At 69.4% G+C, this 24,313-nt stretch carries 26 protein-coding genes; 21 read left to right on the top strand and 5 right to left on the bottom strand.

The window, feature by feature from the left end; genetic code table 11:
* Positions 1-84: 84 nt before the first annotated feature.
* The 12 genes from UAJ10_RS22090 to UAJ10_RS22035 all read left to right on the top strand — a co-directional run bounded on the left by UAJ10_RS22090 (position 85) and on the right by UAJ10_RS22035 (position 12,427).
* Entirely contained in the window at positions 85-780 is a 696-nt protein-coding gene (locus UAJ10_RS22090) for a Crp/Fnr family transcriptional regulator (RefSeq protein ID WP_322917427.1), read from the top strand.
* 30 nt (positions 781-810) lie between these two features.
* On the top strand, positions 811-1,725 hold the full coding sequence (locus UAJ10_RS22085; RefSeq protein ID WP_322917426.1) for a LysR family transcriptional regulator: 915 nt from the start codon (positions 811-813) through the stop codon (positions 1,723-1,725).
* A 165-nt stretch (positions 1,726-1,890) separates the two neighbouring features.
* Entirely contained in the window at positions 1,891-3,357 is a 1,467-nt protein-coding gene (leuC, locus tag UAJ10_RS22080; protein ID WP_322917425.1) for a 3-isopropylmalate dehydratase large subunit, read from the top strand.
* A complete protein-coding gene (gene leuD, locus UAJ10_RS22075; protein ID WP_322917424.1) occupies positions 3,357-3,971 on the top strand; it encodes a 3-isopropylmalate dehydratase small subunit in 615 nt (204 codons plus the stop codon). Before leuC ends, leuD begins: the two co-directional genes overlap by 1 nt.
* A gap of 99 nt (positions 3,972-4,070) precedes the next feature.
* On the top strand, positions 4,071-5,396 hold the full coding sequence (locus UAJ10_RS22070) for a 2-hydroxycarboxylate transporter family protein (protein ID WP_322917423.1): 1,326 nt from the start codon (positions 4,071-4,073) through the stop codon (positions 5,394-5,396).
* Between the two features lie 108 nt (positions 5,397-5,504).
* Positions 5,505-5,972, top strand: coding sequence for a VOC family protein (locus tag UAJ10_RS22065; RefSeq protein WP_322917422.1), 468 nt, complete (start codon positions 5,505-5,507; stop codon positions 5,970-5,972).
* 159 nt (positions 5,973-6,131) lie between these two features.
* A complete protein-coding gene (locus tag UAJ10_RS22060) occupies positions 6,132-7,163 on the top strand; it encodes a retroviral-like aspartic protease family protein (protein ID WP_322917421.1) in 1,032 nt (343 codons plus the stop codon).
* Positions 7,164-7,366: 203 nt separating this feature from the next.
* Entirely contained in the window at positions 7,367-8,650 is a 1,284-nt protein-coding gene (locus tag UAJ10_RS22055; protein WP_322917420.1) for a retroviral-like aspartic protease family protein, read from the top strand.
* 438 nt (positions 8,651-9,088) lie between these two features.
* A complete protein-coding gene (locus tag UAJ10_RS22050) occupies positions 9,089-9,670 on the top strand; it encodes an RDD family protein (RefSeq protein ID WP_322917419.1) in 582 nt (193 codons plus the stop codon).
* A gap of 83 nt (positions 9,671-9,753) precedes the next feature.
* Positions 9,754-11,169: a short-chain fatty acid transporter gene (locus UAJ10_RS22045; protein WP_322917418.1), complete on the top strand. Its 1,416-nt coding sequence runs from the start codon at positions 9,754-9,756 to the stop codon at positions 11,167-11,169.
* 110 nt (positions 11,170-11,279) lie between these two features.
* Complete coding sequence (locus UAJ10_RS22040; protein WP_322917417.1) at positions 11,280-11,711, top strand: hypothetical protein; 432 nt, start codon at positions 11,280-11,282, stop codon at positions 11,709-11,711.
* 98 nt (positions 11,712-11,809) lie between these two features.
* A complete protein-coding gene (locus UAJ10_RS22035) occupies positions 11,810-12,427 on the top strand; it encodes a GNAT family N-acetyltransferase (RefSeq protein WP_322917416.1) in 618 nt (205 codons plus the stop codon).
* 48 nt (positions 12,428-12,475) lie between these two features.
* Here the strand turns inward: UAJ10_RS22035 and UAJ10_RS22030 are convergent, their stop codons facing one another.
* Complete coding sequence (locus tag UAJ10_RS22030) at positions 12,476-12,958, bottom strand: glutathione peroxidase (RefSeq protein WP_322917415.1); 483 nt, start codon at positions 12,956-12,958, stop codon at positions 12,476-12,478.
* A 110-nt stretch (positions 12,959-13,068) separates the two neighbouring features.
* Positions 13,069-13,446, bottom strand: coding sequence for a hypothetical protein (locus UAJ10_RS22025; RefSeq protein ID WP_322917414.1), 378 nt, complete (start codon positions 13,444-13,446; stop codon positions 13,069-13,071).
* 307 nt (positions 13,447-13,753) lie between these two features.
* On the opposite strand from UAJ10_RS22025, the gene modA reads away from it, so the two are divergent.
* The 3 genes from modA to modC are packed head-to-tail and all read left to right on the top strand — an operon-like array spanning position 13,754 to position 16,371.
* Positions 13,754-14,545, top strand: coding sequence for a molybdate ABC transporter substrate-binding protein (modA, locus tag UAJ10_RS22020; RefSeq protein ID WP_322917413.1), 792 nt, complete (start codon positions 13,754-13,756; stop codon positions 14,543-14,545).
* Between the two features lie 24 nt (positions 14,546-14,569).
* Positions 14,570-15,271, top strand: a complete 702-nt coding sequence (gene modB, locus UAJ10_RS22015; RefSeq protein ID WP_322917412.1) for a molybdate ABC transporter permease subunit — start codon at positions 14,570-14,572, stop codon at positions 15,269-15,271.
* Positions 15,271-16,371, top strand: coding sequence for a molybdenum ABC transporter ATP-binding protein (gene modC / locus UAJ10_RS22010; protein WP_322917411.1), 1,101 nt, complete (start codon positions 15,271-15,273; stop codon positions 16,369-16,371). The genes modB and modC overlap by 1 nt, the downstream gene beginning before the upstream one ends.
* Here modC and UAJ10_RS22005 read toward each other — a convergent pair.
* A complete protein-coding gene (locus UAJ10_RS22005) occupies positions 16,368-17,351 on the bottom strand; it encodes a TolB family protein (protein ID WP_322917410.1) in 984 nt (327 codons plus the stop codon). The genes modC and UAJ10_RS22005 overlap by 4 nt on opposite strands.
* A 96-nt stretch (positions 17,352-17,447) precedes the next feature.
* Entirely contained in the window at positions 17,448-17,795 is a 348-nt protein-coding gene (locus UAJ10_RS22000; protein WP_322917409.1) for a winged helix-turn-helix domain-containing protein, read from the bottom strand.
* 135 nt (positions 17,796-17,930) lie between these two features.
* Between UAJ10_RS22000 and UAJ10_RS21995 the strand changes: the two genes are divergently transcribed.
* From UAJ10_RS21995 to UAJ10_RS21975, 5 genes are all read left to right on the top strand, one after another.
* A complete protein-coding gene (locus tag UAJ10_RS21995) occupies positions 17,931-18,626 on the top strand; it encodes a PadR family transcriptional regulator (RefSeq protein WP_322917408.1) in 696 nt (231 codons plus the stop codon).
* A gap of 9 nt (positions 18,627-18,635) precedes the next feature.
* On the top strand, positions 18,636-20,015 hold the full coding sequence (locus UAJ10_RS21990; protein ID WP_322917407.1) for an MFS transporter: 1,380 nt from the start codon (positions 18,636-18,638) through the stop codon (positions 20,013-20,015).
* 153 nt (positions 20,016-20,168) lie between these two features.
* Positions 20,169-20,498: a hypothetical protein gene (locus UAJ10_RS21985; RefSeq protein ID WP_322917406.1), complete on the top strand. Its 330-nt coding sequence runs from the start codon at positions 20,169-20,171 to the stop codon at positions 20,496-20,498.
* A 149-nt stretch (positions 20,499-20,647) separates the two neighbouring features.
* Positions 20,648-21,481, top strand: coding sequence for a substrate-binding periplasmic protein (locus tag UAJ10_RS21980; protein WP_322917405.1), 834 nt, complete (start codon positions 20,648-20,650; stop codon positions 21,479-21,481).
* An 82-nt stretch (positions 21,482-21,563) separates the two neighbouring features.
* Positions 21,564-22,517 (top strand): NAD-dependent epimerase/dehydratase family protein, encoded by a 954-nt coding sequence (locus tag UAJ10_RS21975; RefSeq protein ID WP_322917404.1) that lies wholly within the window; start codon positions 21,564-21,566, stop codon positions 22,515-22,517.
* Here UAJ10_RS21975 and UAJ10_RS21970 read toward each other — a convergent pair.
* Positions 22,507-23,394, bottom strand: coding sequence for a LysR family transcriptional regulator (locus UAJ10_RS21970; RefSeq protein WP_322917403.1), 888 nt, complete (start codon positions 23,392-23,394; stop codon positions 22,507-22,509). The genes UAJ10_RS21975 and UAJ10_RS21970 overlap by 11 nt on opposite strands.
* 142 nt (positions 23,395-23,536) lie before the next feature.
* Here UAJ10_RS21970 and UAJ10_RS21965 point away from each other — a divergent pair, with 142 nt between their 5' ends.
* Positions 23,537-24,295 carry an SDR family oxidoreductase gene (locus UAJ10_RS21965; protein WP_322917402.1) on the top strand — a complete coding sequence of 253 codons (759 nt, stop codon included), beginning with the start codon at positions 23,537-23,539 and terminating at the stop codon, positions 24,293-24,295.
* Positions 24,296-24,313 lie beyond the last annotated feature (18 nt).

Below are 24,313 nucleotides of genomic sequence, written 5' to 3'. Positions count from 1 at the left end.
GATGAAGGCAGCCTACGCCCGGATGGCTTTTAAGAATGTCGCGGATTTGACAATCTAAGCCGAACCGTTTGAGGGGGGGCGAAGGTGGACAAGCATGCGGCGGCCCAGGTTCTGGAAACGCGGGGTTGGCTGGCGGAGCAGCCGGCGGACCTGCGCGCCGAGATCCTGGCGCGGGGGCGGCTGCGGGCCTATGCCGACGGCCAGGCGGTGTATCGCGGCGGCGACGCGCCGGATGGGCTGTATGCCCTGGTCGCGGGCCGCATGCGCCTGGCCACGGTGCAGGAGGATGGGCGGGAGGTGGTGATCCTGCACGCGGGGCCGGGCCACTGGTTCGGCGAGGTTTCCATGGTCGACGGCCTGCCCCGGGGGCAGACGGCGGTGGCGCGGGGGAAAAGCGTGGTGCTGCACCTGGCGGCCCAGGCCTTCGCGCGGATCGTGGATGCCGACCCCCGTCGCTGGGCCAACTTCGCCGGCATCCTCAGCCGTCATCTGCGCCAGGCCACGCACTACTTGGGCGAGGTGCTGGCCCTGCCCACGCCCCAGCGCACCGCCCGCCTGCTGGCCCTGCTGTGCCGGCTGGAGGAGGCGCCGCCAGGGGATACGGGAAGCGCGCCCGTGCTTCTGCCGTTGTCGCAGGAGGATCTGGCCGGCATGCTGGGACTCAGCCGCCAGACGGCAAACCGCGCCCTGGGCCGGCTGGAACGGGCCGGCCTGGTGCGCCGGGGATATGGCGGCATCGAGGTGCGCGATGCCGGCGCGCTGGAGCGCTTTGTCGATTAGGGATGGGCCGACTGGGGGCGGGAACCGGATATGGAAGTGGCGTGGCTGGAGGATTTCCTTGCGGTGGTGGCGCACGGCGGCTTCTCCCGCGCGGCGGAGAACCGCAACATCACCCAGCCGGCGCTGAGCCGCCGCATCCGCGCGCTGGAGGACTGGGTGGGCACGCCCCTGTTCCACCGCACCACCCACACGGTGGAGTTGACCGCCGCCGGCGAGTCCTTCCAGGTGACGGCGGAGGAGATCCTGCGCCGCCTGGCCAGCGGGCGGGATGAGGCGCGGGAGGTGGCGCAGGGCCATACCGAACTGCTGCGCTTCGCCGCCACCAACGCCCTGTCGCTGACCTTCTTTCCCGCCTGGCTGCGCCGGGTGGAGACGACGCTGCCCTTCAACATCAATGTCCAGATGGTGGCCAACCATATGGAGATCTGCGAACGCATGATGATCCAGGGCCAGTCGCAGTTCCTGCTGTGCCACCATTATCCGGCGGCCAGCACCCTGCTGGCGCCCGCGCAGTTCCGCTCCGTCCATATCGGCGACGACGTGATGGTGCCGGTCAGCGCGCCGGACGCGGACGGTCGCCCCCTGCACAGCCTGCCCGGCAGGGCCGACGCGCCCGTGGCCTACGTCGCCTATCGCCCGGAGTCCGGCATGGGGCGCATTGTGGCGGCGGCGCTGGAGACGGCCCTGCCCGCCACGCATCTGAAGCCCACCTTCACCTCACACCTGGCCAAGCTGCTGGTGACCATGGCGCTGGACGGGCGCGGCCTGGGCTGGTCCCCCCTGAGCCTGGTGGCGGAACATCTGGAGCGGGGCGAGCTGGTGCGCGCCGGTGACGCCAGCTGGGACATCCCCATGGAAATCCACCTCTACCGCTCCCGCGCGCGCCAGTCCCCGGTGGCGGAAAAGTTCTGGGCGCACGTGGCCGGGGGTGCCCCAACGGCATGAGACACAGGCTCATGCCGTTGTAGGCCCCGACCGGGGCCGCCGCAGGTTTCTGGGGAGCGAAGCGGACTGGAAACCACGCTTGAGGGGACTTGCATAAGCTTATAACCACACGGCATTGGGCGGGTGGCGAGCCGGCTTTCATAGTGCGGTCATAGGGAGAAGCCCATGCCGCGCACGCTGTACGACAAGATCATCGACGCCCATACCGTCTGCCGCCTGGATGACGGCGGCCCCACCCCCGACACTAGCGCCGACAGGGGGCGGGCGGGTGAACAGCTGCTGCTGTACGTCGACCGCACCATCCTGAACGAGTACACCAGCCCCCAGGCCTTCAGCGGCCTACGCGAGGCGGGACGGCCGGTATGGAACCCGGCGGCCGCCCTGATGGTGGTGGACCATGTCAACCCCACCGCCAGCCATCGAACCCTGGAGGTGGCGGATAAAGAGGCGGCGGCGCAGATCGCCTATTTCCGCGAAAACGCCCGCGATTTCGGCATCGAGCTGTTCGACATCCTGGACCCGCGCCAGGGCATCGAGCATGTGGTGGCGCCGGAGCAGGGCCTGGTCATGCCGGGCATGGTGGTGGCGGCCGGCGACAGCCACACCACGGCCTATGGCGCCCTGGGCGCGCTGGGTTTCGGCATCGGCACCTCGGACATCGAGCATTACCTGGCGACCCAGACGCTGGTGTACCGGCGGCTGAAAACCCTGCGCATCGTGGTGGGCGGGGCGCTGGCCCCCGGGGTGACGCCCAAGGACCTGGTGATGGAGGTCATCCGCCGCGTCGGCGCCGATGGCGCCACCGGCTATGCCGTGGAGTTCGCCGGGCCCGCCATCGACGCCATGGGCGTGGAGGGGCGCATGACCGTCTGCACCATGATCGTGGAGGCGGGCGCCCGCGGCGCCGTCATCGCGGCGGATGAAAAGGTGCTGGCCTATATCCACGGCCGGCCGCGCGCGCCCAAAGGCGCGCTGTGGGACCGGGCGGCACAGGCCTGGCTGGCGCTCAAGACCGACGAGGGCGCCACCTTCGACCGCGAGGTGCATCTGGCGGCGGAGGACGTGGCGCCCATGGTCAGCTGGGGCACCAGCCCCGACCAGGCGGCGATCATCACCGCGACCGTACCGGCGCCGGAGGCGGAGGCAGAGCCTGGCCGCCGCGCCGCCCTGGCCCGCGCCCTGGACTACATGGGCCTGGCGCCGGGGACGGCGCTGGACGGCATCGCCATCAGCCACGCCTTCATCGGGTCCTGCACCAACGCCCGCATCGAGGATCTGCGCGACGCCGCCCGCATCCTGCGCGGCCGGCGGGTGGCGGCGGGCGTGCGCGCCATCATCGTGCCGGGGTCGACCCAGGTGCGGGCGCAGGCGGAGCGCGAGGGGCTGGACCGCGTCTTCATCGACGCCGGCTTCGAATGGCGGCAGTCCGGCTGTTCCATGTGCCTGGCCATGAACGACGACGTGCTGCAACCCGGGGACCGCTGCGCCTCCAGCACCAACCGTAATTTCGAGGGGCGCCAGGGCAAGGGGGCCCGCACCCACCTGATGAGCCCCGCCATGGTGGCCGCCGCCGCCGTGGCCGGCCACCTGGCCGACGTTCGCCAGTTTACCAGCCAAGAGGAGGTCGCCTGATGCAGCCCTTCACCAGCGTCACCGGCCCCGCCGCCCCCCTGCCCCAGCCCAATGTCGACACCGACGTCATCATGCCCAAGCAATTCCTGAAGGGCGTGGACCGCACGGGGCTGGACCGGGGCGTGTTCCATGACCTGCGTTTCGCCGCCGATGGCCAGCCGCGCGCCGACTTCATCCTGAACCGCCCCGGCTGGCGGGGCGCCCGGTTCCTGGTGGTGGGGCCGAACTTCGGCTGCGGCTCCTCCCGCGAGCACGCTGTCTGGGGCTTGGCCCAGCTGGGCGTCCGTGCCCTGATCGGCACCAGCTTCGCCGGCATCTTCAACGACAACTGCCAGCGCAACGGCATCCTGACCGTGACGCTGCCGGCCGATGTCCTCAAGGATTTGATGGCCCAGGTCAGCCAGCCGGACGCCAATGGCCTGACCGTCGACCTTCCCGGACAGACCATCACCGTGGAGGCCGACGGCCGCACCATCCCCTTCGCCGTCGAGGCCCTGCGCCGTGACGCCCTGATCCAGGGTCTGGACGGGGTCAGCGCCACGCTGGCCCGCCATGCCGAGGCCATCCGCGCGTTCGAAGCCGGCCACCGCCAGGCCAACCCCTGGTTCTACTGACCTATCGACCACCGCCCGTCCTGCCGCCCGCGTCCCACCGCCGGGGCGCGGCGTCGCCCCCGCTTTGCCAGAACAAAACAATATTGGGAGGATACGCCCGTGACCGAGATCCCCGCCATGCCCGGCACACCGTCAATGCCGGGGCGCCTGGCCGCCCTGCGCATCGGGCCGCTGCCCCTGCCGGTATATGTCGCGCTGTGCGCCGTCACCGTCCTGGCCGCCGTGTCCGGACGCCTGCCCAACGACGTCATCGGCGGCCTGTCCGTGCTGATGCTGACCGGCTTCCTGCTGGGGGAACTGGGCACCCGGCTGCCCGTGCTGCGCCACATCGGCGGCACCGCCATCCTCTGCCTGTTCGTGCCGGCGGCCTTGGTGGGCACCGGCGTCGCCGACCCGGCCATGGTCAAGGCGGTGACCACCACCTTCAAGACAGCCAATTTCCAATACTTCTACATCGCCTGCCTGGTGGCGGGCAGCATCCTGGGCATGCCGCACCGTGTGCTGGTGCAGGGGTTCCTGCGCATGTTCGTGCCCCTGCTGGGCGGCACGCTGGCGGCGCTGGGCGTTGGCATCTGTGTCGGCCTGGCCTTCGGCTACGGCCCCGCCCACACCTTTTTCTTCATCCTGGTGCCCATCCTGGGCGGTGGCCTGGGCGAGGGCGTGCTGCCCCTGTCGGCGGGCTATGCCGAGATCCTGGGCCGGCCCCAGGCCGACCTCATGGGCATGATGGTGCCGGCGGCCCTGCTGGGCAACGTGGCGGCCATCATCGGCTGCGGCCTGCTGAACCGCTTCGGCCTGCGCCACCCCCGTTACAACGGCAACGGCCTGCTGGTGCGTTCCGGCGCCGACAGGGATCTGCTGGCCGAGCGGGGCCCCGACCGGCCCATCGAGCTGCGCCTGATGGGGGCCGGCCTGCTGCTGGCCTGCGGCCTGTTCATCCTGGGCACGCAGCTGGCGCCCGTGACCGGCATTCCCGCCCCCATCCTGATGATCGTGGGGTCCGCCCTGCTGAAGCTCACCCGCATCCTGCCGGCGGAGATGGAGCTGGGCGCCTACCAGATCAACCGCTTCATGTCGACCAACCTGACCTTCGCCATCCTGGTGGCCATGGGCGCCCTGCTGGTGTCGTGGCCACAGCTGGTGGGGGCCTTCACCCTGGGCTATGTCGCCATCTGTACCGCCACCGTGGCCGCCATGATCACCGCCGGCTTCTTCATCGGCCATAGGATGCGCATGTACGCGGTGGAGGCCGCCATCGTCACCGCCTGCCACAGCGGGCTGGGCGGCACCGGCGACGTGGCCATCCTGTCGGCGTCGGACCGCATGGGCCTGATGCCCTTCGCCCAGATTTCCACCCGCATCGGCGGCGCCGCCATGGTGGTCATCGCCACCGTGCTGCTGCGGGCCCTGGGCGGGGTGTCCTGAGGCGCGGGGGAATGGGCCGCGTAAGCGTCATCCTGACCGTGTAAGATCGTCGGCGCCGGCCAGCGGACACCTGGCCGGCCACGACACCGAACCGGGAGGACACCAGCCATGACCGAGCCCAATCCCCGCCATCCCCTGCCCCATCTGACGGTCGACAACGCCGCCGCGGCCATCGACTTCTACACCCGCGCCTTCGGCGCCACCGAAGCCAGCCGCCATCTGACGCCGGACGGCAGGGTGCTGCACGCCAGCCTGGTCTTCCCCGACGGTGGCGTGCTGATGCTGAACGACGACTTCCCGGAATTCTCCGGCGGCCGCAGCCGCGCGCCCAAGGCGGTGGGCATCTGTTCCATCACCCTGCACATCACCGTGGCCGACGTCGACGCCGCCTGGGAAAAGGCCGTGGCCGCCGGCGCCACCATCACCATGCCGCTGGCCGATCAGTTCTGGGGCGACCGCTACGGCAAGCTGACCGACCCCTTCGGCCAGGACTGGTCGCTGTCCAGCCCCCGCCGCAAGCCGTCGGCGGAAGAGATGGCCGACGTCACGGCCAAGATGTTCGCGGCCAAGGGCTGACCCCGCCCCGCGACTCCCTGGCGCGCCGGGGCCGTGCCGTACTATCCTGGCGCCAAAGAACGGCGCCGGGGGTGCGCCGGCCCCGGTGGACGGGGATGGGGGGCGTTTATGGTTCTGACTGTGAGGGGTGCGGGTCCGGCCGGGGCGGCGGGACCGGCGATGGCGTGGCGTCGGCTCGCCCTGCTGGTGACGGCCGGGGGCCTGGTGTGCCTGGGTTTGGCGGCGTCACCCGCCGCGGCGGAAAAGTCGAAATGCCAGCTGCAACCGGTGAGCAACCTCACCCTCACCATGGACCGGAACATGCCCCTGGTGGACGTTGGCATCAACGGCCAGCCGGTGCACATGCTGCTGGACACCGGCGCCGACACCAACTTCATCACCAAGCCGGCCGCCGAACGGCTGAAGCTGCGCCACGGGTGGGAGCCCGGCATGCATGCCGAGGGTGTGGGCGGCCACGTCGCCCTGTATTCCACCCAGATCGACGACATGACGCTGGGCAACTGGCTGGTCCACCGGGTGGAGATGCCGGTCTTGAGCAACCACGACGTTGGCGACGGGCCGGACGTCGTCGGCGTGTTGGGTGAACGCTTCCTGTCGAACTTCGACCTGGACATCGACATCGCCCACAACCGCCTGGTCCTCTTCCACGCCGAGGAGTGCGAGCACACAGCCCTGGCCTCCTACTGGGGCGTGCCTTACGACTACACGAAGATCGAGCGCATGCGGGAGGACGGGTCGCCCATCTGGCTGACCGTCCTGGTGAACGGGCAGCCGGTGCGCGCCATCCTGGACACAGGCGCCGAGACCTCGGTCATGACCTTGCAAACGGCGGCGCGGGTGGGCATGACGCCGCAAACCCCAGGCGTCACGCACGCCGGCAAGTCCAGCGGCATCGGCAATGACGCGGTCGACGACTACGTCGGCCTGTTCGACAGCTTCAAGCTGGGGGATGAGGAAATCCGCCGCGTCCACCTGCGCTTCGGCGAAATGTTCGGCACCGGCGGATGGGACGTGCCCGAAATGCTGCTGGGCCTGGACTTCCTGCGGGCCCACCGCGTGTTCATCTCACACAGCCAGCACCGGCTCTATTTCGCCTATGTCGGCAGCGGCCCCATCTTCCAGGTCATGGGCCCCCGCCTGCCCCGCGCCGACCAGGCGGCCGACACGGCGGCGGAGACTCAGGGGCGCTGAGGTCCACAGGCCGGAACTTTACGAATCAGAAGAGCGGAGGCGTTACCTCCTGCGGCGCGCGGCGGTCGCACGTCATCCTTCCCTGGCAAGGAACGATGGTGATCGGCTTCCCGCCCACGATTCGGTAGGTTCCATCTTCCACAACCACCGAGCGTCATGGCATTGTTTGCGCAATGGCCGCGCGTGGGGTGACGGCCCTGGGGATGTCTGACGGTGATGATGGGAAGACCGGCCCCGGTTGGGGATCGGCATGGTTCCGGTGCCGGGGGGCGCCGGGCCGAACGCTTGACGGCGGTGCCGGCGCGAACCCGCCCGGTGATGAAGACCATCGACGCGATGGCCAGCCCCGGGTGCTCAGCCACCCGATCAGACCGCCCGCAGCCTTCGATGCAGAAAGAAGCATGACCATGACGACGCAACGCCGTCGCACCCTTCGCCGCCTCATGGCGGCTACCCTGGGCCTGACCCTGACCTGCGCCACGTTCGGCACCCACGGCGATGCCTGGGCGGGGGAAGACAAGCGCAAGTGCCAGCTGCTGCGCGTCGGCACCCTGGCCTTGACCATGGACGCCAACATGCCCTTGCTGGACGTGGGCGTGAACGGCCACGACGGTTACCTGATCATGGACACCGGCGCCACCTTCGGCACGATCACCAAGCCGGCGGCGCAAAGGCTGCAGTTGTCCGGCCACTGGGTGCCCGGCATCTATATGGAAGGCGTCGGGGGACGGGTCACCGTCGAGGAAGCCAGGATCGAGGAATTGCGGTTGGGGGACTGGAAAGCCCACCATATCGACTATCCAGTATTCACCAACCACGACCTGTCGGACAACCAGCAAATCTTCGGCTTGATGGGGGAGAACTTCCTGTCGAAATTCGATCTGGACATTGATATCGCGCATAATAAGGTCAGCTTGTTCCAGCCGAAGGATTGCGAGGATGTCGCCCTCGCCTACTGGACGGACACTTTCAATGAGGCGGAGTTCAGTCGCTTCTCGAAAGAGAATCCGAAGATTTGGCTCAACGTCTTGATCAACGGTGAGGAAATACGCGCCATCCTGGATACCGGTGCCTCCACATCGGTATTAACCGAACGGGCGGCGGCACGGGCCGGATTGACACCGGAAAGCCCCGGCGTGACGCGCAGCGGCAAAGCCATGGGCGTCGGTGACGATCAGGTGCAGGACTACATCGGCGTCTTCGACAGTTTTCGCCTGGGGGACGAGGAGATCAAGCACGTCCGTCTGCGCTTTGGCGAACTGTTCAGCCATGGCGGGCGCGAGGTGCCCGAAATGCTGCTGGGCCTGGACTTTTTGCGGGCTCACCACATGTTCGTCTCCCACAGCCAACGCAAGATTTATTTCTCGTATGTCGGCGGTCCGGTTTTCCAGGTGATGGGTCCGCGCCTGCGCCGTGTGATGCCGGAGGCCGAACCTGCGGCGGACGGCGCCACCGGCGGCCAGCCGGACGATAAAAAGCAACCCTGAGTCCTATACCGGTCATTACGCCAGGGGCGTGCCCGCCCCAGGCGATTACAGCGAGCTGCCCGCGGCATGCCTCAATGATTGAAATGTGCCGACCCGACGCCCCCTGGCGTTGCGCGAGTTGTCACAACTCGTCACAAGTCCACACACAGTCAACAAATCGTCACGCTCACCCCCTTGCCCTATTGGGAAGAGGGTGATAAGAGTCGCCACACAATAATCACAGCGCCATTTACTTGGGATGAACGGCCAATTAACTCGGCACATCATCCTGATTTAGCGTAAACGGCGTTTTAATGGCGATAATATTTCAGGCACTGCCGCCGCCTTCACCGGCCCCGTCTCATTCAAGACGGTGACACTTGGTGTGGCGGCATTGTCCTCATGCTCCGATGGGCCTACCCTCATGGACCCGCCCCTCAACCAAAGGACAGAGGGTTCATGAGCGTCGAGACGACCGCCCCCGCCCTTCCCTCACAAAACAGCGCCATCCCCGTCGGCTGGACGTACGGCGGCTTTTGGCGCCGCGCCCTCGCGGCCCTCATCGACATGTTGATCTTGTTCGTGGCCTCGCTGGCCGCATCCTTGACCTTCGGCTATCCCCTGAGGACCCAGGCGACCGCCGCCGGCGAGGCATACCAGGGCGCGTTGGGCCTGCCCACGGCAACCGTGGTGAATATCGCGTTGTACCTCACATACCATACGCTGTTCGTCGCCGGCGGCATGCGCGCGACGCCGGGCAAACGCTTCATGACATTGGTGGTGGGGCGGCCCGACGGCGGGCGGGTGGGCCCGGGCATCGCCTTCGCCCGCATCGGCGTGCAGGAGCTGTTGCCCTTGCCGCTGCTGCTGATGCAATCCCAGGCCAAGACGGCACCCCTGTTGTACCTGGCGGTGGCGGTGGTCGTCGGCGTGGCCCTGTTCGTCAACTACCTCATGGTGGCCTTCACCGATCAGAAAACCGCCGGCCACGACCACATCTGCGGCACCCGGGTGTTCAAGACCCCGGACGAGGGGATATGACACCCCACCTTCCCGCTGGTTTTCCCCGCCCCCGCCGCTAAGGTTAATGGCTGTGGGGAGAGACCCGCGTGGAGGAAACGTGAATGGCAATCAATAAGATGGAAAGCGCCGGGGCGGGCGACGAGGGGATGCTGGCGCGCGGTGCCATCGCCTTCACCCGCTGGGCGGAGACATGGTTCCCCGACGCCTTCGTGTTCGTGGTCCTGGGTGTCATCATAGTCGCCGCCGGCAACCTGGCCACGGGCGCGCCGGTGGGTGCCGTCGCCGCCGGCGTGGGCGACGGGTTCTGGTCCCTGATCCCCTTCACCATCCAGATGTCCATGGTGGTGATCACCGGTTATGTCGTGGCCAGCTCGCCGCCCGTGCTGCGGCTGATCGAGTGGCTGGCGCGGGTGCCGGCCACCGGCCGGGGGGCGGTCGCCTTCACCGCCTTCGTCAGCATGGCGGCCTCCTACCTCAACTATGCCCTCAGCCTGGTGCTGGGTGCCCTGCTGGTGCGGGCCCTGGCCCGGCGCCAGGACATCCGCGTGGATTACCGGGCGGCGGGGGCGGCGGCATACCTGGGCCTGGGCGCCACCTGGGCCCTGGGCCTGAGCTCATCCGCCGCCATGCTGCAGGCCAACCCGGCCAGCCTGCCCAAGGCGGTGGCCGACATCACCGGCATCATTCCCCTGAGCCAGACCATCTTCCTGTGGCAGTCCATGGTGATGGGCCTGGTGATCCTGCTGGCGTCCGTCGCCATCGCCTATTACTCCGCCCCCGGCGACGCGCGGGCCCGCACCGCCGCCGACCTGGGCGTGGACGTGACGGAGGCCGCCGCCGAGAAAGCGGACGCCACCCGGCCGGGCGACTGGCTGGAGCTGACGCCCATCCTGCCGCTGGTCATCGTGGCGCTGGGCGCCGGTTTTCTGGTGCATGAGTTCCAGAACAAGCCGGCCCTCAGCGTCATCTCCAACCTCAACACCTACAATTTCTTCTTCATCATGCTGGGCCTGCTGCTGCATGGGCGGCTGCGCAGCTTCCTGGCCGCCGTGTCCAAGGCGGTGCCCAGCACCGCGGGCGTCCTGATCCAGTTCCCCTTCTACGGCGCCATCGCCCAGTTGCTGACCCAGGTGCCGGGATCGGACGGGCAGTCCATTTCCCACCATCTGGCACACCTGTTCGTCAGCCTGGCCAGCGGCGGCACCTTCCCCGTCGTCATCGGCGTCTATTCCGCCATCCTGGGCTTCCTGGTGCCGTCGGGCGGCGGAAAGTGGATCATCGAGGCGCCTTACGTCATGCAGGCCGCCATCGACGTGAACGCCCACAAGGGCTGGGCGGTGCAGGTCTACAACGCGGCCGAGGCCCTGCCCAACCTGATCAACCCCTTCTGGATGCTGCCGTTGCTGGGCGTGCTGGGCCTGAAGGCCAAGGATATCGTCGGCTTCAGCTTTACCCAGCTGCTGTTCCACCTACCTTTGGTGCTGTTCCTGCTATGGCTGCTGGCGCCGGCGGCCTGAAACGCCCTCGGCCCAGTTGCAAGAACGTCGCAGGGTCGCCATGAAATTGAAGGAGGGCGCCGGCCTGGGCTATCCTGCCGGCGCGCCTCATCTTGCCAGGGACATCGCCCATGAAGACCGCCGCGCTGCTGCTTCTCGGTTCCACGCTTCTCGCCGCCGGCTGCGCCACCCAGCCGTTGACCACCGAGGACGCCATCCACTACGCCGCCGCCGTGGCGCCGGACGTCTATTCCGACACCTACGTCCTGGACGTGGTCGCGACCGGCCGGCAGAACGGCCGCATCTTCCTGAATTCGCAGGAGGACTACCGCGACCCGCACACCCTGACGATCGAGATCCTGCCGGGCGCCGTGCCGGCCTTCAAGCAAGCCTACGGCGAGGATGCCGACGCCCATTTCAAGGGCCACCGCATCACCGTGCTGGGTGAGGCGCGGCGCGTCACCATCTGGTACCTGAACCAGAGTGGCGAACGCACCGGCCAGTCCTATTACCAGACCCACATCGTGGTATCCGACCCGGACCAGATCAAGATCGAGTCCTGACGGCCCCATATCGCACTCGCAGTCCGCCTTACGCCTTGCCAGGCCCGCGTCCCTTCGGGAAGGTGGACGCGGGGACCTGGTGATGGAAGGATGCCTGCATGGTGGATGCGGATGCGATACCCGCCCCGATGATCGTGCCCACCCTGGACGACGGCGTCGTCATCCTGCGGCCCTTGCGCCTGGACGACGTCGCCGCGCGCCTGGCCCTGGGCCGTGATCCGGAAATCCACCGCCTGATGGGCTGGGACGGCAGCGGCGCGCCCCCGGGCTATACCCAGGCGGATGCCGACCAGTGGATGGCCGACCAACTGAAGTTCCCCTACAGCTGGGCCATCGCCCTGCCGGAGCGGGGGGTGGAGGGGCCGGACGGCCCCCTGCCCGACCGCATGATCGGCAGCGTGCGCCTGGGCGGGGTGAACGACGCGCTGGCGCCCGGCCTGCGCACCGCCAGCTTAGGCATAGGGCTGCTGGATCCGGGCGTGCTGGACCGGGGCCTGGGCATGCGGGCCATGCGCCTGTTGTTGCGCCATGCCTTCGGCCCCTTGGGCCTGCACCGCATCGGCCTGCGGGTGCTGGCCATCAACACCCGCGCCGTCCATTGCTATGAAAAGCTGGGCTTTCGCATCGAGGGGCGGGAGCGGCAGACCTATTCCCTAATGGGCCAGTGGCACGACAGCCTGGTCATGGGCCTGCTGGCCGGGGAGTACCGGGGCTAGGCCGAGTGGGAAAACCCCGCGAATGCGGGTGCCGAGCGCCCGGGGGCGTTAAGCGGCAAGCGCCGCCTGGATGGCCTTTTCCAGCTGTTCCGGCTTGGCCAGGGGGGCGTAGCGCTTCACCTTGCCGTCCTTGCCCACCAGGAACTTGGTGAAGTTCCACTTGATGGACTTGCTGCCCAGGAAGCCGCGGGCGCGGCCCTTGAGATGCTCGTACAGCGGCTCGGCCTTGTCGCCGTTGACCTCGACCTTGGCCAGGACCGGGAAGGTGACGTCATAGGTGAGGGAGCAGAAGTTCTGGATTTCCTGCGCGTCGCCCGGCTCTTGCTGGCCGAACTGGTTGCAGGGAAAGCCCAGGATGACCAGGCCCTGGTCCTTGTACTTGCGGTACAGGGCTTCCAGTCCCTTGTACTGCGGGGTGAAGCCGCACTTGCTGGCCACGTTGACCACCAGCAGGACCTTGCCCTTGTAGGCCGCCATGTCCACCGGGCCGCCGGCCGCGTCCCGCACCGTGTAGTCGTAAACCGTCGCCATGGCCTTCCCCCCGTTTCTCCGCTGGCGGGACGGCCCATGGCGGCGCCGTGGGGTCCCCGATCATGCCCCGAAGCTACAGGATGAATTATATTGCGCGCAAGGTAATTTGATTACACCAGCATGTTGACCGAGCTGATCTGCCCGCCCTGGCTGCTGCTGGTGCTGGCATCGCCATCGCCGCCTTGCCCCAATCCGCCCTTGCCTGATGCGCCGTTGGCGCTGGCCGACTGGGTGGCCGGCGTGGTGGTCGTGGTGGTGGACCCGTCGGAATAGGTGACGGTGGTGGTGGTCGACCCGTCCGGTGCGGTGGTGGTGACCGTGCTGGTCACGGCCTTGGTCGAGGTGCTGCCGCTGGCGCCACTGGTCGAGCCGCCGCTGTCGGACGAGGAGGCGCCGGTGGATGACGCGGTGCCGGATGCCGCACCGCCACCCTGCAGCAGGGTGGTGAGCGAAACGGTCATGTTGGTGCCGGACGTAATGCTGGTCATGACTAAACCCCCGTTCAGGACTGGGATGGGCGCAGGATCGATCCCGCGCCCGCAGGACGCCAGGGTGGTGCGGCCCCCCGCCCGCCGCCAGCGGCAAGAGGGCATGCGGTCCGCCCGCAAATCGCGCGACAGCCTTGGGCCTGTGCGCCGTTGCGGACGGCCATGGTTCGCAGGATTGCAACGATATGGGATCGGTGACGGCGAAGGTTGCGCGTGGCGCCAGCTTCGCGCGCACGCTATATTCATCGAGATATAGCGTCAACCTGACGGCAAAGGGCGAAACATGCGTGGGATGTGGAACCGGCGGATGCTGGGCCGGCTGGCGGCGGCCGGCGCGATGGCGGCGGTGATGGCCCTGGGTGCCACCCCCGCCCTGGCGCAAGGCGGGGGCCCCCTGGTGTTCGCGGCCGCCAGCCTGAAGAACGCGCTGGATACCGCCAACGCGGCCTTCGTGGCGGGCGGCGGGGCCAAGGCCACCGTCACCTATGCCGCCAGTTCCGCGCTGGCCAAGCAGATCGAGGCCGGCGCCCCCGCCGACCTGTTCATCTCGGCCGATGAGGATTGGATGGACTATCTGGCGGGCAAGGGCCTGATCCAGCCGTCCACCCGGCGGGACCTGCTGGGCAACGAGCTGGTGCTGGTGGCCGCCGCCGATACCAAGACCACCGTCGAGATCAAGCCGGGCTTCGCCCTGGACCAGGCGCTGGATGCCGCGCAGACGGGGGGCCGCCTGGCGGTGGGCGACCCGGCCGCCGTGCCCGCCGGCAAGTATGCCAAGGCCGCCCTGCAGACGCTGGGCGCGTGGGACAAGGTGCGGGACCACCTGGCCCCGGCGGAGAACGTGCGCGCCGCCCTGGCCCTGGTGGCCCGGGGGGAGGCGCCCTTCGGCATCGTTTATAAGACCGACGCGATGGCGGAGCCGGGGGTGCGCATCGTCGCCACCTTCCCGGCCGACAGCCACGCGCCCATCCTTTACCCCATCGCCCTGGCCAAGGAGGCCACCAGCGCCCAGGCGCGGGCCTTTCTGGATTTCCTGGCCAGCCCCAAGGCGCGCCCCCTGTTCGAGGCGCAGGGTTTCACCGTACTGTCGGCGCCGTGATTCCTTCCTGACCGCTCGGCCCTCATGAACGACTTCGGTTTTGGCCCGGACGAGGTGGCGGCCATCCATCTCAGCCTTAAGGTGGCCATTTGGGCCACCCTGGCGTCGCTGCCCCCCGGTATCGCCGTGGCCCTGGCGCTGGCCCGCGGCCGGTTTTGGGGGCGCGACCTGCTGAACGGCGTCGTCCACCTGCCCCTGATCCTGCCCCCGGTGGTGACGGGCTATACCCTGTTGCTGTTGATGGGACGGCAGGGCTGGTTGGGCAAGCCGCTGTCCAGCATCGGCATCGTCTTCGCCTTCAATTGGACGGGGGCCGCGCTGGCGGCCGGCGTCATGGGCTTCCCCCTGATGGTGCGGGCCATCCGCCTGTCCATCGAGGCGGTGGACACCCGGCTGGAGCAGGCGGCGGGCACCCTGGGCGCCCCGCCCCTGTGGGTGTTCGCCACCGTCACCCTGCCCCTGATGCTGCCCGGCGTGCTGGCCGGCGCGGTGCTGGCCTTCGCCAAGGCGCTGGGCGAATTCGGCGCCACCATCACCTTCGTCTCCAACATCCCCGGCCGTACCCAGACCCTGTCGGGCGCCATCTACGCCTACACCCAGTCGCCCGGCGGCGACGCCGGCGCCCTGCGCCTGGTGGCGGTGTCGGTGGTGCTGTCGCTGATGGCGTTGCTGCTGTCGGAAGCGTTAGCGCGCAGCGTCAGCCGGCGCATCGGCGGGATGTCATGATGAGCGCGCCGCCGGCCCTTGAGCTTGATGTCACCTTGCGCCAGGGCGCCTTCGACCTGCGGGCGGAGGTGACGGCCGGCCGGGGCCTGACCGTGCTGTTCGGCCAGTCAGGCTCAGGCAAGAGCACCCTCATCGACCTGGTGGCGGGGTTGAAACGCCCGGACCGGGGGCGTATCGCCGTGGATGGCGTGCCGCTGGTGGACACTGCGGCCGGCCTGTGGCTGCCACCCCACCGCCGCCGCGTCGGCTATGTCTTCCAGGAGGCGCGGCTGCTGCCCCACCTGACGGTGCGGCAGAACCTGCTGTACGGCCGTTGGTTCGCCCGCCGCCATTTGACGGCGGAGGCGCCCACGCTGAACTCGGTGACCGATCTGCTGGGCATCGCCCCCCTGCTGGCCCGCCGCCCAGCCGGCCTGTCGGGGGGTGAGAAGGCGCGCGTGGCCCTGGGCCGCGCCCTGCTGGCCGCCCCGCGCATCCTGCTGATGGATGAGCCGCTGGCCGCATTGGATGAGGCGCGCAAGGCCGAGATCCTGCCCTATCTGGAACGGCTGCGCGACCATGCCGGCCTGCCCATCCTGTACGTCACCCACGCGGTGGCGGAGGTGGCGCGCCTGGCCACAACCGTGGTGATGGTGGACCACGGCCGCGTGCGCGCGGTGGGCGCCCCGGGCACCCTATGGTCCCGCCCCGACCTGATGGACCTGACGGGCGGGGCGGAGGCCGGGTCGCTGCTGGACGCGGTGGTGGAGGCGCGCACCGGCGACGGGCTGTTCCAACTGGACACCGCCGCGGGCCGCATCTTGGTGCCCCACCTGCCGCCCCACCTGGCGCCGGGCGCCCGCACCCGTCTGCGCATCCCCGCCCGCGACGTGCTGCTGTCCGACAGGCCGCCGCAGGGCCTGTCGGCCCTGAATATCCTGCCCGGTATCGTCGCCGACGTGCGGGAGGACGCGCACGGCAGCCGGGTGGTGCGCCTGGACTGCGTGGGCGTCCCGGTGATGGCCCGCATCACCCGCACCAGCGCCGACGCGCTGAGCGTCACCCCCGGCCAGGCGCTGTGGGCCATCGTCAAGGCGGTTGCCCTCGACCAGGGAAGTTAAGGCATGGGTTCGTAGCTGACGAAGGCGAAACGCTGGCTGTCCGGCGACCATGAATTGACGTTCAGGGAGCCCTGGCCGCCGAAAAAGGTCAGCAGGGTCCGAATGGGGGCGTCGGCCCGGGGCGCCGCGTCGCCCGGCAGGGCCATCAGACGCAGTTGCACGCCGGGGATGCGGCCGTCGTGCGTCTTGGTGCCGGCGGGGAAGGACAGCATCAGCAGGTGGCGCCCATCCGGTGACGGGTGGGGGAACCAGTCCTCCAGCGCGTCCTGCGTCACCCGCTGCGCCCGCGATTCGTTGGGACCGGCGCCGTCGGCCGGCAGGCGCCAGATGTCCCAGCCGCCCTGCCGGTCGGAGTTGATGTAGATCCAGCGCCCATCGGGGCTGTAGTCCGGGCCGTCGTCACTGGCGGCGATGTTGGTCAGGCGCTGTTCCGCGCTGCCATCCACGGGGCCGTCCACCGGCACGCGGTAGAGGTTGTAGGTTTGGGCGCCGTCGCGCTTGGCGACGAAAGACAGCCACTGGCCATCCGGCGACCAGCCATGGAAATAGCTGGGTGTCGCGGGCGTCATGCGCCGCGCGTCCTCGGTCCGGGCCACGCCGTCCTTACCCACGACATAGACGAAGCTGTCGCGCATGGACCCCACGCCGCACGACGCGGCGATCCTGCCGCCGTCGCGGGTGTAGGCCTTATCGTTGTTGCAGCGCAGGTCGCCCATGGGGATGGCCGTGGGGTGGCCGGCATCCGGTCCCGCCACGGGGATGCGGTAGAGGATGCCCTGGCTGTTGGCCAGCAGCGACTGGCCGTCCGGCGCCCAATTCGGCGCCTCCCACACCGTGTCGTCGGTGAACAGCACCGTGGTCTTGCCGCTGGCGACGTCGAACAGGGTGATGCGGCTGCGGAAATGGTCGTTGTCGGCCGCATGGGCGATGACGGCCGTGGCCAAGGCGGCGACGAAGGTCGTGAAGCCGGCGAAGCGCATGGGGTGTTCCTCCTGCCAATTCTTATGGTGGGAGGGATAGCACGGGGGCCGGTCCGGCGTCTTCTGACAACGTTGTCCAGACGGCCGCGCGCGACCTTAGGCGCCGGGTGGCCGCAGGCGGCCGGCCAGGCTGGCGCGGACGTCGGCCGTGGCCTCGGCCGCCGCCTTCTCCATGGTGCGATAGGCCGCCACCAGCTCATGCCCAAACTCCGTCAGGGCGGCCCCGCCACCCCCGCCGCCGCCCACCTGGGTGGTGACCGAGGGCTGGGCGAAGGTTTGGTTCAAGGCGTCGACCAGCTGCCAGGCGCGACGGTAGGACATGCCCATGGCCCGCCCGGCGGCGGAGATGGAGTGGTGCTCGGCGATGGCTTCCAGCAGACGAATCTTGCCGGGGCCGACGGCGCCCTGGTCACCGAAATCGATGCGGAGGGTGAGGCGGTTCATGGTGCGCATTGAATCGCGGGCGGCGCCCGCCCGCAAGGGGGATGCGCAGGGCCGAACGGAAAACCATCACGCCCATAAAATCCGGGTAAAATGCCGATTGATAGTTTAATCCAACTATATTAGTTTGTTTAAACTATGAAAGCGGAACTCCTCATCCTGGGCGTGCTGCAGGGCGGCGACCTGCACCCCTATGAAATCAAGCGGCGGCTGACGGCGGCCCACGTCGACCATTACATCGACGTGGACGTGGGCACGCTGTACTACGCCGTGCGCAGCCTGGCGCGCGACGGCCTGATCGAGGCCAAGGGGGTGGAGGCGGTGGCCCGTGGGGGAGAGCGCACCACCTATGGGCTGACGCCCGCCGGCCGTGCCCGGTTCCACGCCTTGATGGCGGAACGGCTGGCCGACGTCTCGCCCCGTTATCACCCGCTCTATCCCGCGCTGATGTTCCTGCACCACGCCGATCCCGACGCGGTGGCGGACGCGTTGCGCCAGCGCCTGGCCGTGCAGCGGGACTATCACCGTCCCCTGAAGGCGCTGGCGGACTATCTGGCGCCCGTCCAATCCACGGGCATGCGGGCCATCCTGGAAAACGGCCTGGCCCACCTGGAGACGGAGAACGCATGGCTGGCCAAGCTGGTGGAAACCATCGAGGCCGGCGACATCCGTCCGCCCGACTATGACCGGGCGCGCCTGATGGGCCTGTTTCCCGCGGGCCAGCCGCCCCTGCCCCCGGAATACGCCCAAACGCCGCCGCCGGTGCCGCCGCCACCGGCGGCCAAGACCAGACGTCCCCGGGCGGCCAAGCCCGCCAACCCCCCGTTGTCCTGAGGCACGCCCATGTCCGCCACGACAAAGCCGAAGCGCCCGCCCAATCCCCTGATGCGCAACCGCAATTTCCTGTGGCTGCTGGGTGGCGGCGTCATTTCCATGCTGGGCGACCAGTTCAGCCTGCTGGCCATGCCCTGGCTGGTGCTGGCCGTGACCAACGACACCCTGGCCATGGGCCTGGTGCTGGGCCTGATCAGCCTCCCGCGCGCCGTGTTCCTGCTGGTGGGCGGCGCCCTGGTGGACCGCTATCCCGCGCGCAGCGTGCTGCTGCTGACCAAGTATGTGAACGCCGTGCTGTTGGGCGGATTGGGCGTGGGGGTGCTGACCGGCACCCTGACCATTCCCGTGCTGTGCGTGGTGGCCTTCGGCATCGGCCTTGCCAGCGCCTTCAGCATCCCGGCCGGCACCACCATCCTGCCCCGCGTGGTCCCGGGCGACCAGTTGCAGGCCGCCAACGGCATGATGATGGGCTTGCGCCAGGCCACCCTGCTGCTGGGCCCGCTGATGGCCGGCGGCCTGATCGCCGTGGTCGGCGGCAGCGGCAAGGCCGCCGCCGGCGCACAGGTCCCTGGGGCCCCCGGCGACCTGGCCGGCCTGGGCGCCGCCTTCCTGGTGGACTGCGCCACCTTCGTCATCTCCGCCCTCACCTTGTACCGGGTGCGCATGCTGACCTTGCCCGGTGGCGCTCCGGCGCGGACGGGGGAAAGCCTGGGCGCCGTCTTCCGCTCCATCGGCGACGGCATCCGCCATTTCTGGCGGGATCCGGAGCTTAGGGCCCTGTGCCTTTATTTCTCGGCCACCACCTTCTTCATCGGCGGCCCCTTGCAGGCGGTGCTGCCCGTCTTCGCCCGCGACCGGCTGGCCGACGGCGCCGACGGCTTCGGCCTGATGATGGGGCTGCACGGCGTGGGCACCCTGGTGGGCATGACGGTGTCGGGCGCCCGGCCCAACTTCCGCCTGCGCACCCTGGGCGCCACCATCCTGCTGATCGACAGCCTGGTGGCCCTGGTATTCATGCCCATGGGCCTGGCCCAGCACACCTGGCAGGCGGCCCTGCTGATGGCCATCGCCGGCTGCCTGGCGGGCTTCATCCAGATCGGCGTCTTCACCTGGATCCAGCGCCGCATCCCGCCCGCCATGCTGGGCCGGGGCATGAGCCTGTTCATGTTCATCGTCATGAGCCTGGCACCCCTGTCGTCCGCCTTGTGCGGCTGGCTCATGCGCTACACCCCGCCGCAGATCATGTTCCTGGGCAGCGGCCTGGCGCTATGGGGTATCGTCGCCCTGGGCTTGACGTCGACGTCGCTGCGCGCCATCGCCATGCCGGTCCGCACCCCGCCGGCGGCGGCGCCGGCGGAGACGCCCATCGAAAACCCCGCGGCGGTGTAGCGACCACCCGGTGGGCGGCTGGAGCGGATCGCGGACAGTCTCGAGCCATAGCCCGAACGGCCCTCTCCGTTTGGCAGCCTCCCCCGCGCCGGGGGCCGATGTTAGGGTATCCGACGTCCCGACCGACCTCTTCTACCCCGAAGGAACGGCCAGATGACGCCACCCGATATCCCCGATACCGACCTCCAGGTCACCGACCCGGCGCGCCCGCTGTACAGCCAGGATCCCGATGGGGCGGCCGCCCGCATGCGCCATCTGTTCCAGGCCGGCACGGCGGGCCAGGCGGCCGACTGCCGCGCGCTGGCGGAACTGCTGCTGAACGCCGCCACCGACATGACGGCGGGCGACGCGCTGGCGGTGGAGGCCATCCTGGACCGCCAGCCGCCGGAAATGCGGGGGTGGCTGTTGCAGCGCGCGGCGGCCCTGGCGGCCGCCAGCGGTGTGGTGCGGCACAAGATCGCCAACGCCGCGAACCTGCAATGAAGCGGGCGGTTGCCGCACCTTCACCATCGTTAAGAAATTGGCGTTAAGAAATTGGTAGGTAATCCGGCGGACAATGCCCCACTCCGCCCGGCCCTCCATTCGCCTCTTCCCGGCGCGGATCTTCCCCGCAGCGCCGCCGCCAGGAAGCGATGTCCCATACCCCCGCCGCAGTCCGTACCCCCCATGCGCCCCGCCTTGTGCGGCTGATAGCGCTGTGTCTGGGCGCCTTGCTGGGGACGGCGCCGGCGGCCCTGGCGGGAGAGGCGGCGGTGTCCCTGACGCTGATCACCGAGGAAAACCCGCCGCTGAACTATACCGACCCCGCCACAGGGCGGCTGACGGGCATCATGGGCGATCTGCTGCCGTCGCTGATGACGGCGGCGGGCATCGCCTACCAGGTGCAGGTCATGCCGTGGCGCCGGGGCTATCACACGGTGCAGGAGGTGCCTGGAACCTGCCTGTTCGCGGTGAACGAGACGCCGGAACGGCAGGCCCAATTCCAGTGGGTGGCGCCCATCGCGCAAGGCGGCGCCGCCCTGTTCGCCCGGGCGGACTGGCTGCACTATGATCGCGCCCATCCCGACGGCACGCACACCCTGGCCAGCCTTGACGAGGTGAAGACCCTGGCGGCCGAGGCCCAGGCGCGGGGCACGCCACTGTCCATCCTGGTGCCGGTGGGCACCATGCTCGCCACCACCCTGCGCGATCAGGGGCTGGACATCACCGAGGTGGCGCTGGCCAACCAGATGCCCATGCTGGCTGCCGGGCGCGCCGACCTGGCCGCCGCCGGCGCCATCAGCGGCCGCTGGCTGGCCCGCCAGGCGGGGGTGGCGATCGAGCCGGTGCTGACCTTCGCCGTGGCCCCCGTGGGCATCGCCTGCAACCTGGGCACCGACCCTGCCCTGGTGGCCCGCCTGCGCGCGGCGCTGGAGGGCCTGCGGCGCGACGGCACGCTGGACCGCGTCATCCGGAACTATCAGTAAAGCTTGGCGGTTTCCCCCGTTGCCCTGCCGCCCGCGTCCGTGTCATTGAGGCGGAATCCAGGGCAGGCACAAGGAAGCGGACATGGCCAAGATCGTGGTGACCGGGGCCACCGGGTTCGTGGGCCGCGCCCTGCTGCCCCGGCTGCTGGCCGGCGGGCATGAGGTCATCGCGGTGGTGCGCAACGCCGGCGTGGGCCTGCCCGCCAGCGTGACCCCAGCGCCGGTGGGCGACCTGGCCGGCCCGGTGAACTGGGCCCCGGTGCTGGAGGGGGCGCAGGCCTTGGTCCATCTGGCGGGCCTGGCGCATCAGCGCAACGTCACGCCAACCGCGCTGCAGGCCCTGAACGTCATCGCCACCGTGCGCCTGGCGCAGGCGGCGCAGGCGGCGGGGCTGCGCCGCCTGGTCTATGTCAGCAGCGTCAAGGCCCAGGGCGACCACAGCCCCGGCCGGCCCCTGACGGAACTGGATCCGCCCCTGCCGGAGGACGCCTACGGCCAGTCCAAGCGCGCGGCGGAAGAGGCGCTGGCCACCCTGTGCCCGCCGGACGGCCCCCTGTCGCTGGCCATCCTGCGGCCGCCCCTGGTGCATGGGCCGGGGGTGAAGGCCAACATGGCGGCCTTGTTGCGCCTGGCCACGCGCTGGCCCGTGGTGCCCCTGGGCGGCATCGCCAACCGGCGCAGCCTGGTCAGCCTGGACACCCTGGCCGATGCCATCACCCGCGCGGTGGAACGGGTCGAGGTCACCGGCACCTTCCTGGTGGCGGACCAGCCCGCCCTGTCCACCAGCGGCCTGGTGGCCACCCTGGCCGCCGCCGCCGGCAAGCGGCCCTGGCTGGTCCCCCTGCCGGCGGCGTTCTGGAGCCTGGCTGGCCACCTCCCCCGCCTGTCCGGCATCGCCGACCGCCTGACGGGATCGCTGGAGATCGACGACACGGCCTTCCGCGCCGCCTTCGATTGGCATCCGCCACTGAACCAGAACGAAGCCCTGGCCCGCACGGTCCAGGCCTATCTGCGCGAGACCCGGCCTAGCCTTTGAACAACCCCACCGCCCAGTCGACGAATACCCGGACGCGCGGCGACAACTGGCGGTTGTGGGGATAAAGGACGGAGACGGGAATGGGCGGCGGCGGATAAAGGGGCAGCACCTCCACCAGCCGACCCGACGCAAGGTCCGGGCCCAGGTGATAGCGCGGTGTCTGGATCAGGCCCAGGCCCAGGCGAGCGACCTCCGTGAAGCTTTCCGCGCTGGCGACGCTGATCCGGCCCGGCAGGGTCAGGCTGCGCCTTTCTTCCCCCACCATGAAGTCGAAGGGGAAGGGTCGGCCGGTGGTCGAAGAGACGAAGTTCACCGCCTGGTGCCCGTTGGCCAAGTCGTCGGGCGTGGCCGGCGCGCCGTGGCGCTCCAGATAGGCGGGGCTGGCCACCGTGGCCTGGGGCATCAGGCCCACGCGCCGGGCGATCAGGGCGCTGTCGCGCGGTTCACCCGCGCGCAGCACACAGTCCACGCCCTCGCGCACCAGGTCCACCAGGCGGTCGCCCTCGCTGATGTTCAGCTCAAGGCCGGGGTGGCGGGCCAGGAAATCGGGCAGGGCGGGAAACAGGAAGTGCCGCGCCAGCTTGCCATGCACGTCCACCCGCAGCAGGCCTTTGGGATCGGTGGCGCGGAAGGCGCCCTCCGCCTCTTCCACATCGGCCAGCAGGCGCAGGCAACGCTGGTAGAACGCCTCGCCATCCAGCGTGGGGCTGACGTGCCGCGTGGTGCGGTTCAGCAGCCGCGTGCCCAGCCGCCCCTCCAGCTGTTGCAGGGTGTGGGTCACGGTCGCCCGGGGCATACCCAGATCCTCCGCCGCCGCGGTGAAGCTGCGCCGTTCCACGATGCGGGTGAAGACGCGCATGGCGTCGAAGCGATCCATGGGACATCCGGCTATTGTTTATGTTTTTTGGATAATGATGGCAGATATAACCCATTTATCCAGAAACGGCCAGGGCGCACCTTTCCTTCATCGAATGCAGCGGCCCGCGACGCGGCGCCGAACCGAAGGAAAGGAACACGTCATGACCACGAACACGAACCCCAAGAAGACCGCCCCCAAGGTCGCGCTGGTCACCGGGGCCGCCCGCGGCATCGGCGCCGCCATCGCCGAACGCCTGGGCCGTGATGGCCACACCGTCATCGTCAACTACGCCGGCAGCGCCGCCGCGGCCGAGGCCGTGACCGCCAAGATCGAGGCCGCCGGCGGCCGCGCCCTGACCGTGCAGGCCGACGTGGCCGACGCCGACGCCGTGAAGACCATGTTCGACCGGGTGGAGGCCGCGTTCGGCGGCGTCGACATCCTGGTCAACAACGCCGGCATCATGCCCCTGGGCGCCATCGCCGACATGGCCGACGACGCCTTCGACAAGCTGATGGACGTCAACCTCAGGGGCACCTTCAACACCCTGCGCGAGGCGGCGCAGCGCCTGCGCGAGGGCGGCCGGGTCATCAACTTCTCCTCCAGCATCGTGGGGCTGTACCCGCCCACGTACGGCGTGTACGCCGCCACCAAGGCGGCGGTGGAGGCCCTGACCGTGGTCATGGCGCGGGAGATGCGCGGCCGGTCCATCACCGTCAACGCCATCGCCCCCGGCCCGACCGCGACCGAGCTGTTCCTGAACGGCAAGCCGCAGGAGGTGGTGGACCGCTTGGCCAAGCAGGCCCCGCTGGAGCGGCTGGGCCAGCCCGAGGACATCGCCGCCGCCGTCGCCTTCCTGGCCGGCCCGGATGGCGCCTGGATCAACGGCCAGGTGCTGCGCGCCAACGGCGGCATCATCTGAACCGGCACCCGAAGGAAT

This window comes from Nitrospirillum guaranorum (assembly GCF_034653275.1).
Taxonomy (GTDB): Bacteria; Pseudomonadota; Alphaproteobacteria; order Azospirillales; family Azospirillaceae; genus Nitrospirillum.
Note: the sequence above shows the minus strand (reverse complement) of the source record. Positions and strands in the feature narration are given on the sequence as shown.